This is a genomic window from Aureimonas glaciei (assembly GCF_014643375.1).
Classification (GTDB): domain Bacteria; phylum Pseudomonadota; class Alphaproteobacteria; order Rhizobiales; family Rhizobiaceae; genus Plantimonas; species Plantimonas glaciei.
On sequence record NZ_BMJJ01000005.1, the window covers coordinates 105439 to 118148 of the forward strand.

A 12710-nucleotide genomic window follows, 5' to 3' on the forward strand; every position below is an offset into this window, starting at 1 on the left:
TCACGGATTCTTACCCTTTGTTACCATCAACCCGATGTTAACGCATAAAACTTCAATCAAATCAGATAGATACGAAAAGGGCCCGCCTCTTGTGAAGGCGGACCCTGTGGTTTCAGCGCAACGCTTGGCCGATCAGTTCGACTGGCGGCGCAGGAAGGCCGGGATTTCGAGCTGCTCGTCGTCGCTGATCGGACGCTGGGCGGCGACCGGACGGGCCGCAGTCTCGGCTGCCTGGCGACGCGGGGCGTAGGGGTTGGGCTCGGCCGCACGGCGCGGCTCGACCCGGGCCTGGCGCGAGGCCTCGGCGGCAGCGGCTTCCTCGTCGCTGTGGCGCGACAGGCCGGTGGTCAGGCGACGCAGCAGGCCCATCGGGCCCTTGTCGTCGGCGGCCTCGGCGGCGGTCTTGTTCGAATACTCGGCCTGCACCATCGGCGGGAAGTCTTCGACGCGCGGCATGCGCAGGGCGGCCATCGGCGCCTCGCGACGATGATCGGCGGCGGCGGGCGCATGGACGGCGACTTCGGCGATCTCGGCCTGCAGCGCGGCGGTGAAGTCGTCCTCGATGTCGAGGCTCTCCATCATCGGCTCTTCCTGGTAGACCGGCGCCGGGGCGCGGGTCTCGGCAACCATCGGCATCGCCGGAGCGGGTGCCGGCTGGTGCATCTGCGGAGCCGGCGCGGGCGCCGCAGCGACGGGGCGCTGCATCATCGGCGCGTGGCGGATCTCGATCGGACGGTCGTAGGCTTCCTGCGCCGTCTTATCGATGCCGGTGGCGACGACCGAGACGCGGATGACGCCTTCCAGGCTCTCGTCGAAGGTGGCGCCGAGGATGATGTTGGCGTCGGAGTCGACTTCCTCGCGGATGCGGGTCGCCGCTTCGTCGACTTCGAACAGGGTCAGGTCGCGGCCGCCGGTGATCGAGATCAAGAGGCCCTTGGCGCCCTTCATCGAGGTCTCGTCGAGCAAGGGGTTTGCGATCGCGGCCTCGGCGGCGGCCATGGCGCGGCCCTCGCCGGAAGCTTCGCCGGTGCCCATCATCGCCTTGCCCATCTCGCGCATCACCGAACGGACGTCGGCGAAGTCGAGGTTGATCAGGCCTTCCTTGACCATCAGGTCGGTGATGCAGGCGACGCCGGAGTAGAGCACCTGGTCGGCCATGCCGAAGGCATCGGCGAAGGTGGTCTTGTCGTTGGCGATGCGGAACAGGTTCTGGTTCGGAATGACGATCAGCGTGTCGACGTTCTTCTGCAGATCCTCGATGCCCTGCTCGGCGATACGCAGGCGACGCTGGCCCTCGAAGTGGAACGGCTTGGTGACGACGCCGACGGTCAGGATGCCCTTTTCGCGCGCGGCGCGGGCAACGACCGGGGCAGCACCGGTGCCGGTGCCGCCGCCCATGCCGGCGGTGACGAAGCACATGTGCGAGCCGAGAAGGTGATCGCAGATCTCGTCCAGCGACTCTTCGGCGGCGGCGCGGCCGACTTCCGGCTGCGAACCGGCGCCGAGACCCTCGGTGACGGCGACGCCCATCTGGATGACGCGCTCGGCGCGGGAGGAACGCAGTGCCTGCGCATCGGTGTTGGCGATGACGAACTCGACGCCTTCGAGGCCGGCATTGATCATGTTGTTGACCGCGTTGCAGCCGCCGCCGCCGACACCGAACACGGTGATCCGGGGCTTCAGTTCGGTGATGTCGGGCTTGGCGAGGTTGATAGACATGTCCTGGTTCCTCTTTCGCGATGGTGGCCGTGTCGCCGCGTCGGCCTGAAGGTCTGGTTGGTCTCGAAGGCGCGCGGCGCGCGACGTTCGTCTGCCGGCGGGACCCCCGCCGGAATGCTTAGAAACTTTGTCTCAGCCAGGAGCCGAGGCGCCCGACGCGGGTCGTCTCGTCGAAGGCGAAGCTCCCCGCCGCGCTTTCCGGGAAATGCTCCATGGTCGACACCTGCGGGTAGATCAGGAGGCCCACCGCCGTGGCGAAGGCCGGGCTCTTGTTGGCGGCGGTCAGTCCGGCGACGCCGACGGGGCGTCCGAGCCGGACATTGCGCTGCATGATGAGGCGCGCGGTGTCGCTGAGGCCGGCGAGCTGGCTGGCGCCGCCCGTCAGCACGACGCGCTTGCCGATGACATGGCCGAGACCCGAGGCGGCGAGCCGGTCGCGGATCAGTTCCAGCGTCTCCTCGACGCGCGGGCGGATGATCCGCGCCACCAGCGAACGGGCGACGTTGATCGGCGCCTCGAAACCGTCCTCGCCGAGCGGGGCGACTTCCACCGTATCGGAATCGGCCATCAGCTCGCTCATCGCGGAGCCGTGCATGACCTTCAGGCGCTCGGCGTCGTCGGGCCGGATCGACAGGCCGCGGGCGAGATCCATGGTGATGTGCTGGCCACCCAGTGCCACCGAATCGGCATAGACGAAGCGGCCGTTCTGGAAGATGGCGATGGTCGTCGCGCCGCCGCCCATGTCGATGCAGGCCGAGCCCATCTCCGCTTCGTCGTCGACGAGCGAGGCCAGACCCGAGGCGAAGGGCGTGGCGACGAAGGCCTCGACGACGAGACGGGCGCGGTTGATCGCCGCCTCGAGATTGCGCAGCGGCGTCTCCTCGGCGGTGAGGATGTGCATGTCGGCGCCGAGCCGCTGGCCGATCATGCCCTGCGGGTTCTCCAGCCCGGTCTCGCCGTCGAGCGAGATGTCGAAGGGAACCGAGTGCAGGGCCAGGCGCCCCGCGTCGACCGGCGCCCGGGCGGCGAGGTTGAGCACGCGCTTGAGGTCGGCTGCCGAGACTTCGGCGCCGTGGATCGGTATCTCGGCCGATCCGCGGACGCTCGTCAGCCGGCCCGCGGTGAGCGAGACGATGAGGGAATCGATGGTGAGGCCGGCCATGCGTTCGGCCGCGTCGACGCAATAGCGGATCGCCTTCTCCGCCGCGTCGAGATCGACGACGACGCCGGACTTGATGCCGTGCGAGCGCTGGTGGCCGATGCCGATGACCTCGATCTCGTGGGTACGGCCAGGCAGGATCTCGCTCGCCTCGCGCGGCTTCAGCCGGGCGATCAGGCAGGTCACCTTGGTGGTGCCGACGTCGAGGATCGAAATGATGCGGGTACGACGGCCCGGCAAAGCGCGCATGCGCGGCAGATCGCGGGAGTTCCGGGACAGAAACGTCATACCGGCTTCTCCTTCTGCATGCGTTTGATGTTCTTCATGCGCTCCTTGACGGCCGCATCGCGGCGCACGAGCGCGTCGGGCGTCAGGCGAACGACCACCCGATCCTCGATGCGCATGTCGACCACGAGAATGTCACGCGACAGCAAGCCCAGTTCCCTATCCATGCGGCTGACGTCGGCCGCGGCCTCGATGGCGCCTTCTTCGGGCAGGCGAACGGTCATGCCGTTCTCCAGGCGAAGGTCCCAACGCCTGTCTCCGACCCGAATGTACGCCTTCACCCTTGCGCGAAGCTCGGGAAGCACTTCCATCGCCTCAAGAAATTCCGCCGAGTGCTTGGCCGCACCGGCGCCGACGACGAAGGGCAGGCCGGAGAAGCGGCCGACGACATAGGGCACGATCTCGCGGCCATCGCGGTCGATGACGAAGAGCTCGCGCCCCTTCTGCCAGAGCGCGAAGGGTTTGCGCTCGGTCAGCGTGATGGCCACGCGGTCGGGATAGGTCTTGGCGACCGAAGCCGTCTCGATCCAGGGCTCGGCCTCCAGCGCCTGGCGGGCCGCTTCCGGGTCGAGCGCGGGCAGGCTCTGCGCGCCGGTCTGCCAGAGCGCCTGGAGAACGTCGATCTCGGAGGTCTCGCTGTTGCCGGACACGTCGATCTTGTCGATCGAGAAGCCGAGCGGCTGCGAGACCGCATCGATGACGGTGCCGGTATGGCCGCCGAGCGTCATCCCGTAGAGACCCGTCGAGGCGAGCAGCACCGTGGCGATCGTGCCGAAGCGCGGCGCCGAAATGTGCGACAGCCGCTCGCCCAGCGCCGCCAGCCGACGGCCGGCAACCGACAGACGAAAGCCGAGGCGGGAGCGCGGGGCTGCCGCGGGACGCCGATCCGCGTTCAGCGACCGCATGATGCATCTCCCACCAGCCAGCTCAGGAGCTCGCCGAACGAGTGTCCCGCGGCGCGGCCGATATCAGGCACCAGCGAGGTCGGCGTCATGCCGGGCTGGGTGTTGATCTCGAGCCAGATCAGTTCGCCGCCCTCGCCAAAACGGTCGTCGTAGCGAAAGTCCGAACGGCTGACGCCGCGGCAGCCGACGGCGGCGTGCGCGGCCAGCGAATATTCCTGAACGCGCCGGGTGACGCTGGCCGGAATGGCGGCCGGGATCACGTGCTGGGAGCCACCCGGCAGATATTTCGAGTTGTAGTCGTAGAAGGCGTGGCCTTCCGTCGTGATTTCGCAGACGCCGAGGGCGACGTCGCCCATGACGGCGCAGGTCAGTTCGCGGCCGTGCACGAAGCGCTCGACCATCACCATGTCGCCGAACGCCCATTCGGCGCCGAACAGCTGCTGCGGCGGGTGCGCCTGGTCCTCGCGCACGATCAGGACGCCGAAGCTCGAGCCCTCGGCGATCGGCTTGACGACATAGGGCGTCGCCATCACGTGCTTCTCGGCAACGAGGCGGCGGTCCATGACCTTGGCGTCGGCCACGGGAATGCCCGCCGCCTTGGCGAGGATCTTGGCCTTCACCTTGTCCATGGCGAGCGCCGAGGCGAGCACGCCGGAATGGGTGTAGGGAATCTGCAGATATTCCAGGACGCCCTGGATCTTGCCGTCTTCACCGAAGGGGCCGTGCAGGGCGTTGAAGGCGACGTCCGGCTGCAGGTCGGCGAGAACTGTCATGATGTCGCGACCGACATCGACGCGCGTCACGCGAAAGCCTTCCGCCTCCAGAGCGTCGGCGCAGGCATTTCCCGAGGAAAGGCTGACGGGCCTCTCGCTCGAAAACCCGCCCATCAACACCGCCACATGCTTCGTCATCGTCATCCGACCCTCGCGCCGAAACGGCGTCTGGATCATTCATCGCCTGCCGATGGTTAAGCAGGCGTTAAGGCGGGCTGACCACTGCAACAAAATCGTAACGGCGTTGAAAAGAACGCAAAACCCGGGACTTGAGTGATGCAGCCTTGCATCGCTTCGGCCGTGTTGCCGCGGCGGGACGTCGGGAACGGGTCAAGGAAAGGGCGCCGAGGGCGAAACCTGATGGGCGCCAGCAACCGCCGGCGTGCCCTGCCCGCGGTGTGTTTTGCGCCTTCGACACGGTCGCCGGGCTCGCTGCTCGGACGGAACGCGCGGCGCCGGAGCGGCTGTCTGGAGGCCAGAGAGACGAAGCTCGCCCCGGTTCGCCCCTTTGCCCGGCGCGGCCATCGAGACCAGAGGTTTCGGGCGCGGTCGAGCCGTGGCCGGAAACGCTAGCCGGCGAAGGGCACGACCTCGCGGCCGGGCGCGAACGCGCCGATCCGCTTGATCTCCCAGTGCAGGTCGATGCCGGATGTGCCGAAGACCCGCTCCCGGACAGTCTCGCCCAGCGTCTCCAGGTCGAAGCCGGTGGCCGCGCCGGTGTTGATCATGAAATTGCAGTGCAGTTCCGACATCTGCGCCCCGCCGATCATGAGGCCGCGGCAGCCGGCGCGGTCGATCTCCTTCCAGGCGGAGGTGCCGTCCGGATTCTTGAAGGTCGAGCCGCCGGTCTTCTCGCGCACCGGCTGCACCGTCTCGCGGTGGTGCTGGACCTCGTCCATGCGGGCGCGGATGTCCGCGCGGTCCGCCGGCTCGCCCTCGAGGTCGACACTGGTGAAGATGAGGCCCGCGGCGGCGCCGGAATGACGATAGGCATAGCCCATCTCGGCATTGGAGAGGACATGCAGGCGCCCCTGCCGGTCGATGGCGCGCACCGAGCGAACCCGCTCGCGGGTTTCGGTGCCGTTAGCGCCGGCGTTCATGCGCAGCGCGCCGCCGATCGAACCGGGAATGCCGTGGTAGAAATGGAAGCCGCCGATCCCCGCCTCCAGCGCCACCGCCGCGACCCGCTTGTCGGGCGCGGCAGCGCCGGCGCGGATCGTCGTGGCGTCTATGGCCGTGGCCTCGCCGAAACCCTTGGCCGAGAGGCGAATGACGACGCCGGTAATGCCGCCATCGCGCACCAGGAGATTGGAGCCGATGCCGACGATGGTCACCGGGATCTCCGCGGGCAGCGCCTGGAGGAAGGCGGCGAGATCGGCCTCGTCGGCGGGCTGGAACAGAAGCTCGGCCGGTCCTCCGGCGCGGAACCAGGTGATCTTGTCCATGCCGGCATCGGGCGTGATCCGCCCGCGAATGCCGGCGAGCCGGTCGCCGAGGCGGGCGAGCAGCGCCGCGCCGTCGATCGCTGCCGCCGGCGACATCAGGCCCGCTTGCCCTGCAGCGCCGTCAGTTCCTTCGGCAGGGCGTAGGCCCATTGCGTGATCGAGCCGGCGCCGAGGAAGACGACCATATCGCCCGGCTGCGCCAGCTGGTCGATCAGCGGCGCGATCTCTTCCGGCCCATCGACGAGGCGGGCATCCCGGTGGCCGCCGAGCTTCATGCGCTCGACCAGCATTTCCGAGTTCACGAACTCGATCGGCTCCTCGCCGGCGGCATAGACCGGGGCGAGGACGACGGTGTCGGCGTCGTTGAAGCAGGCGGCGAAATCGGCGAACAGGCTCTGCAGCCGGGTGAAGCGGTGCGGCTGGACGATCGCGATGACGCGGCCCTTGGCGGACGAGCGGGCGGCGGCGAGCACCGCACGGATCTCGACGGGGTGGTGACCGTAATCGTCGTAGATGTCGACGCCGCCGACCGTGCCGGTATGGGTGAAGCGCCGCTTGACGCCGCCGAAGGCGGCGAGGCCCGTCTTGATCGCCTCTGCCGGAATGCCGATGCGGTAAGCCACGGCGATGGCCGCGGTGGCATTGGAGACGTTGTGGCGACCCGGCATGGGCAGAACGAGGTCGCGGATCACCATGGTCGTGCCGGTGACACGGTCGCGCAGCGTCACGTCAAAGACCGACCGCGGCCCCTCGACGCGCAGGTTCTCGAAGCGCACGTCGGCCTGCGGGGTCTCACCATAGGTGATGATCCGCCGGTCCTCGATCTGCGCGACCAGGGCCTGCACTTCCGGGTGGTCGAGGCACATCACGGCAAAGCCGTAGAAGGGCACGTTCTCGACGAAGGCGCGGAACGCCTCGCGCACCTTGTCGAAGGTGCCGTAGTGGTCGAGGTGTTCGGGATCGATGTTGGTGACGACGGCGATGTCGGCCGGCAGACGCAGGAAGGTGCCGTCGGACTCGTCCGCCTCGACGACCATCCACGGCCCCTCGCCCATGCGCGCATTCGTGCCATAGGCGTTGATGATGCCGCCATTGACGACCGTCGGATCGAGGCCGCCGGCGTCGAGCAGGGTCGCCACCATCGAGGTCGTCGTCGTCTTGCCATGCGTGCCGCCGATGGCGATGGCGTGGCGGAAGCGCATCAGCTCGGCGAGCATCTCCGCGCGGCGCACGACCGGCAGAAGGCGTTCGCGCGCGGCGGCCAGTTCCGGATTGCTGCGGCGGATCGCGGTCGACACCACGACGACTTCGGCGAGGCCGAGATTGTCGGCGTTGTGGCCGATGTGAACGGTGACGCCCTTTTCGCGCAGCCGCTGGACGTTGGCGTTCTCGCTCTGGTCGGAGCCCTGGACGGTGTAGCCGAGCGTGACGAGCACTTCGGCGATGCCCGACATGCCGATGCCGCCGATGCCGATGAAATGCACCGGGCCGATATTGGGCGGCATCTTCATGAGGGTCTCCGTTCGGATGGTCAGTTGGTGTTGGCTTTGCCGGACATAGACTCCACGACATCGGCAAGCAACCGCGCCGCATCGGGAATCCCCGTCGAACGTGCGGCGGCAGCCATCGTCGCGGCCCGCTCGGGATCGTTCGCCAAATCGGCGATCAGGCCGGCGAGGCGCTCCGGCGACAGCTCGGCCTGCGGCACGACCATCGCGCCCCCGGCGGCCTCGATCAGCGCGGCGTTGGCGGCCTGGTCATGGTCGAGGGCATAGGGATAGGGCACCAGGATCGCCGGGCGACCGATGACGGCGATCTCCGACACGGTCGAGGCGCCGGAGCGGCTGACGACGAGCTGCGCCCGGCCGATCCGCTTGGCCATGTCGGTGAAGAAGGGCGAGACGTCGGCCTCGATGCCCTCGGCTGCATAGAAGGCGCGCACCCGCTCCTCCTGCTCGGGCCGGGCCTGCTGGGTGACGTGCAGCTGGCGCCGCAACTCCGCCGGCAGCGCCATGATCGTCTCGGGCATGACATCGGCAAAGAACTGCGCGCCCTGGCTGCCGCCGAAGACGACGAGCCGGAAGCGGCCGGCGGAGTCGCGCGGCTTGTAGGGGAAGCTCGCGGCCTCCAGCACCGCCGGGCGCACGGGGTTGCCAGTGACGGTGATCTTGCCGGCAGTGGCCTTGTCGGCATGATCCTGCGGGATGCCGGCGGCGATCCGCGTCACCCGGGATGCCAGGAACTTGTTGGCCCGGCCCATCACGGCGTTCTGCTCGTGGATCAGCGTCGGCCGTCCGGCGCGCGCCGCCGCCATCATCGGCGGCACGGTCGGATAGCCGCCGAAGCCGACGACCACGGACGGCCGGATCGAGCGGACCACCTGGCTGGCGATGCGGAAGCCTTTCCACAGCTTGGCCAGCGACTTGGCCACCTGCAGCGGATTCTTCGAGCCAAAGGTCGCCGAGGGCACGACATGGATGTGCTCCACCGGAAAGCGCTCGGCATAACGCCCTGCCCGCTCGTCCGTCGCCAGATGCACGGTAAAGCCGCGGGCGACGAGCTCGTGCGCCAGCGCCTCGGCGGGAAACAAGTGGCCGCCAGTGCCGCCGGCGGAGAGGAGGATAGGTCCGTTCATGCGTATTGCCCCGTCGGCCGATGCTGATGCGTCGGGTCTATTAGCATGAGACGGCGATCGTCAGTCACCCCGACAGGCGACCAGGCGCAAGATCCTAGCAAGGCCCTCGGCTTCAGCGGCTGTCGTCCAACCTTTGGCGCCTCTCCTACATCGCCCCAAGTGCCATCGTCCGGTCCATCAGCCGGTCGGTCTGCGAGGCATTTTCCGGCTTGCGGCGGGTCAGAGCGAGGACGAAGCCGGCGGCGATCGCCACCGCCATCATCGACGAACCGCCATAGGAGATGAAGGGCAGCGTCATACCCTTGGCCGGCATCAGCTGGAGGTTCACCGCCATGTTGATGATCGACTGCAGGCCGAAGAGGAAGACGAGGCCGGAGATCGCCATCCGCGTGAACGGGTCGCGCTGCGCCAGCGCCACCGAGAGGCCGCGGATGACGATGAAGCAGAACAGCGAGGCGAGCAGCATGCAGGCGATGATGCCGAACTCCTCGGCGATGACCGAGAAGGCGAAATCGGTATGGCTGTCGGGCAGCATGCGCTTGACCGTGCCCTCGCCCGGTCCCCGGCCGAGCCAGCCGCCGTGCAGGATCGCCTCCCGCGCCGTGTCGATCTGGAAGGTGTCGCCCTCGCCGGTGACGAAGCGGTCTATGCGGCTCGCCACGTGCGGGAAGAAGGTATAGGCGGCGAAGAAGCCGCCTGCGGCGAGGCCCCCGAGGCCGACGATCCACATCCAGGGCATGCCGGCCATGAAGAACAGGCCGCCCCAGGCGCCCGCCGTCAGTATGGTCTGGCCGAGATCGGGCTGCGCAACGAGCAGCGCGCAGACGATGAACAGGAGGATGATCGCGAAGAGATTGCCGGGAATGTCGGCCCGCCGGGCCTTCTCGGCGAAGAGCCAGGCGCAGATGACGACGAAGGCCGGTTTCATGAATTCCGACGGCTGCAGCGACAAGGGGCCGATGTCGACCCAGCGCCGCGCGCCCTTGACCTCGGTGCCAAAAAACAAAGCGAGGATCATCAGCGCGATCGAGGCGGCGAGCATCACCAGCGCCGTCCGCCGGATGCCGCGCGGCGTCAGCATCGAGGTGAAGAGCATGACCAGGATCGACGGCACCAGGAAGACCGCGTGCCGCTTGACGAAGTGGAAGGGCTCGAGGCCGATCTTCTCGGCCACCGGCGGACTGGCGGCGAAGGAGAGGACGAGGCCGCCGACCATGAGGATCAGGAAGGCGGCGAGGAACCAGCGGTCGACGCCCCACCACCAGTCCGTCATCACACCCCGCTTGACGCGATTGGACATGGATCAGCCCTTTCCCAACAGCTGGATGCCCGGCAACCGCCGCACAACCTCGCGAAACGTATCGCCACGGACTTCGAAATTGCGGAACTGGTCGAAGCTGGCGCAGGCGGGCGAAAGCAGCACCACTTCCGGCTGGCCCGTCGCGGCGGCGTCGCGCGCGGCATGGGCGACGGCGGTCTCGAGCGTGCCGGAGATCTCGTACGGAACGCCCTCGCCCAGCGTCGCCGCAAACACCGGAGCCGCCTCGCCGATCAGATAGGCCTTGGCGATGCGCGGAAAGAACGGCGCGAGCGTCGAGATGCCGCCATCCTTCGGCAGGCCGCCGGCGATCCAGTGGATCCGCTCGAAGGCGGCGAGCGCGGGCGCTGCCGCCTCGGCATTGGTGGCCTTGGAATCGTTGACGAACAGGACGGCCCCGTCCCGCCCGATCTCTTCCATCCGGTGCGCGAGACCGGGGAAGCTCTTGAGCCCCTCGGCGATCTCGGCGGCGTCGAGCCCGCTCGCCGAAAGGGCGGCGACGGCAGCGGCGGCATTCTGGCCATTGTGCCGCCCGCGCAGCGAGCCGATCGCGCTGATGTCGAACCGCGCCACTTCCTGGCCGCGGCGCATCTGGATGACGCTGCCGCCGTCGAAATAGGCCCCGTGCGAGACAGGTTCGTGATGCGAGATTCGCTGCAGCCCGCCGTTCGTCGCCAGGGCATCGGCGATGCTGCGGCCGTCCCAGTCGTCGATCCCGACGATCGGCGTTTGCGCCTCGGCCAGGAGCCGCGCCTTCACTTCGGCATAGTGCTGCATGGTGCCGTGGCGATCGAGATGATCGGGCGTCAGGTTGAGAAAAATGCCGACCGAGGGCGCGATGCCGGGTGCCAGATCGATCTGGTAGGACGAGCACTCGACGACGTAGAAGCGCTCCGGCGCCGGCGGGTCGAGCGTCAAAACGGCGACGCCGATATTGCCGCCGAGCTGGGTGTCGCGTCCGGCCGAGGCGAGGCAATGGGCGATCAGGGCGGTCGTCGTCGACTTGCCGTTGGTGCCGGTGATGGCGATGAACGGCGCCGTCGGCGCGTGCCGGGCGCGTTCGCGGGAGAAGATCTCGATGTCGCCGATGACCTCGATGCCGGCGGTGCGCGCCAGCTCGACCGTCCAATGGGGCTTGGGATGCGTCAGCGGCACGCCGGGCGACAGAACCAGGGCCGAAAACCGGCTCCAGTCGGCAGACCTGAGGTCGGCGCAGGTGATGCCGTCCTTCTCGGCCGCCGAAACGCTCGCCGGATTGTCGTCGAAGGCCAGGACCTCGGCGCCACCCGCCAGCAGCGACAGCGCCGTCGCCCGGCCGGAACCGCCGAGGCCGAACAGCGCGACATGCTTGCCCTCGAAGGTGGTGGCCGGGATCATCCTCGCCCTCCTAGCGCAGCTTCAGGGTGGACAGGCCGACGAAGGCCAGCATGAAGGCGATGATCCAGAAACGCACGACGACCTGGCTCTCGGTCCAGCCGAGCTTCTCGAAATGGTGGTGGATCGGCGCCATCAGGAAAACCCGCTTGCCGGTCAGCTTGAAACTCGCCACCTGGATGATGACGCTCATCGCCTCGATGACGAAGAGGCCGCCGATGATCGCCAGCACCAGCTCGTGCTTGGTGGCGACCGCGATGGTGCCGACCATGCCGCCCAGCGCCAGCGAACCGGTGTCGCCCATGAAGATCGCCGCCGGCGGCGCATTGAACCAGAGGAAGCCGAGACCGGCGCCGATCACCGCGCCGCAGACGACGGCGAGTTCGCCGGTGCCGAAGACGTAGTGGATCTGCAGGTAGTTGGCGAAGTTCACATTGCCCGAGAGATAGGCGATGAGGCCGAAGGCGCCGCAGGCGATCATGATCGGCACGATGGCGAGGCCGTCGAGCCCGTCCGTCAGATTCACGGCATTGCCGGCGCCGACCACCACGAAGGCCGCGAAGACGACGTAGAACCAACCGAGATCGATCAGCAGCGACTTGACGAAGGGGAAGGCGAGCGAGGTGGCGAAGCTGCCGGTGCCGGCATAGGCGATGAGCGTACAGGCGATGCCGGCGATCAGGAATTCCAGCCCGAGGCGCGCCTTGCCGGAGAAGCCCTTGTGCGACTGCTTCGTCACCTTCAGGTAGTCGTCGTAGAAGCCGATGGCGCCAAAGCCGACGGTGACCATGAGCACCGTCCAGACGTAGATGTTGGACAGGTCGGCCCAGAGCAGCGTCGAGCCGATGATGCCCGACAGGATCATCAGGCCGCCCATGGTCGGCGTTCCCGCCTTCTTGAAATGCGTCTGCGGGCCGTCGGCCCGGATCGGCTGCCCCCGTCCCTGGCGGATCCTGAGGGCGGCGATGATCGCCGGCCCGAACAGGAAGACCATGATGAACGAGGTGATCATCGCGCTTCCCGTGCGGAAGGTGATGTAGCGAAAGACGTTGAAGGCGGCGATGTCCTGGGAAAAGTGACCGAGATATTCGAGCATC

At 67.9% G+C, this 12710-nt stretch carries 10 protein-coding genes; all 10 read right to left on the reverse strand.

Translation table 11 applies throughout. The annotated features are described in order from the left end of the window. Positions 1-132 precede the first annotated feature (132 nt). Positions 133-1719, reverse strand: coding sequence for a cell division protein FtsZ (ftsZ, locus tag IEX88_RS12190; protein ID WP_188850932.1), 1587 nt, complete (start codon positions 1717-1719; stop codon positions 133-135). 118 nt (positions 1720-1837) lie between these two features. Beyond that, complete coding sequence (ftsA, locus tag IEX88_RS12195; RefSeq protein ID WP_188850934.1) at positions 1838-3166, reverse strand: cell division protein FtsA; 1329 nt, start codon at positions 3164-3166, stop codon at positions 1838-1840. Further along, positions 3163-4068 (reverse strand): cell division protein FtsQ/DivIB, encoded by a 906-nt coding sequence (locus IEX88_RS12200; RefSeq protein WP_188850936.1) that lies wholly within the window; start codon positions 4066-4068, stop codon positions 3163-3165. The genes ftsA and IEX88_RS12200 overlap by 4 nt, the downstream gene beginning before the upstream one ends. Further along, positions 4056-4979: a D-alanine--D-alanine ligase gene (locus tag IEX88_RS12205; RefSeq protein ID WP_188851299.1), complete on the reverse strand. Its 924-nt coding sequence runs from the start codon at positions 4977-4979 to the stop codon at positions 4056-4058. The genes IEX88_RS12200 and IEX88_RS12205 overlap by 13 nt, the downstream gene beginning before the upstream one ends. A 431-nt stretch (positions 4980-5410) precedes the next feature. Then, positions 5411-6382, reverse strand: a complete 972-nt coding sequence (gene murB, locus IEX88_RS12210; RefSeq protein WP_188850938.1) for a UDP-N-acetylmuramate dehydrogenase — start codon at positions 6380-6382, stop codon at positions 5411-5413. Then, positions 6382-7797, reverse strand: a complete 1416-nt coding sequence (murC, locus tag IEX88_RS12215; RefSeq protein WP_188850940.1) for a UDP-N-acetylmuramate--L-alanine ligase — start codon at positions 7795-7797, stop codon at positions 6382-6384. The genes murB and murC overlap by 1 nt, the downstream gene beginning before the upstream one ends. Positions 7798-7817: 20 nt before the next feature. Beyond that, on the reverse strand, positions 7818-8921 hold the full coding sequence (murG, locus tag IEX88_RS12220) for an undecaprenyldiphospho-muramoylpentapeptide beta-N-acetylglucosaminyltransferase (protein ID WP_188850942.1): 1104 nt from the start codon (positions 8919-8921) through the stop codon (positions 7818-7820). A gap of 145 nt (positions 8922-9066) precedes the next feature. Then, positions 9067-10221 (reverse strand): putative lipid II flippase FtsW, encoded by a 1155-nt coding sequence (gene ftsW / locus IEX88_RS12225; protein WP_188850944.1) that lies wholly within the window; start codon positions 10219-10221, stop codon positions 9067-9069. A 3-nt stretch (positions 10222-10224) separates the two neighbouring features. After that, on the reverse strand, positions 10225-11616 hold the full coding sequence (gene murD, locus IEX88_RS12230; protein ID WP_188850946.1) for a UDP-N-acetylmuramoyl-L-alanine--D-glutamate ligase: 1392 nt from the start codon (positions 11614-11616) through the stop codon (positions 10225-10227). Positions 11617-11626: 10 nt separating this feature from the next. Beyond that, complete coding sequence (gene mraY / locus IEX88_RS12235; RefSeq protein WP_188850947.1) at positions 11627-12709, reverse strand: phospho-N-acetylmuramoyl-pentapeptide-transferase; 1083 nt, start codon at positions 12707-12709, stop codon at positions 11627-11629. Position 12710: the final 1 nt, after the last annotated feature.

Coding starts and splice junctions, on each gene's coding strand:
- ftsZ (WP_188850932.1), bottom strand. CDS start 1,719: ATGTCTATCAACCTCGCCAAGCCCGACATCACCGAACTGAAGCCCCGG.
- ftsA (WP_188850934.1), bottom strand. CDS start 3,166: ATGACGTTTCTGTCCCGGAACTCCCGCGATCTGCCGCGCATGCGCGCT.
- IEX88_RS12200 (WP_188850936.1), bottom strand. CDS start 4,068: ATGCGGTCGCTGAACGCGGATCGGCGTCCCGCGGCAGCCCCGCGCTCC.
- IEX88_RS12205 (WP_188851299.1), bottom strand. CDS start 4,979: ATGACGAAGCATGTGGCGGTGTTGATGGGCGGGTTTTCGAGCGAGAGG.
- murB (WP_188850938.1), bottom strand. CDS start 6,382: ATGTCGCCGGCGGCAGCGATCGACGGCGCGGCGCTGCTCGCCCGCCTC.
- murC (WP_188850940.1), bottom strand. CDS start 7,797: ATGAAGATGCCGCCCAATATCGGCCCGGTGCATTTCATCGGCATCGGC.
- murG (WP_188850942.1), bottom strand. CDS start 8,921: ATGAACGGACCTATCCTCCTCTCCGCCGGCGGCACTGGCGGCCACTTG.
- ftsW (WP_188850944.1), bottom strand. CDS start 10,221: ATGTCCAATCGCGTCAAGCGGGGTGTGATGACGGACTGGTGGTGGGGC.
- murD (WP_188850946.1), bottom strand. CDS start 11,616: ATGATCCCGGCCACCACCTTCGAGGGCAAGCATGTCGCGCTGTTCGGC.
- mraY (WP_188850947.1), bottom strand. CDS start 12,709: ATGCTCGAATATCTCGGTCACTTTTCCCAGGACATCGCCGCCTTCAAC.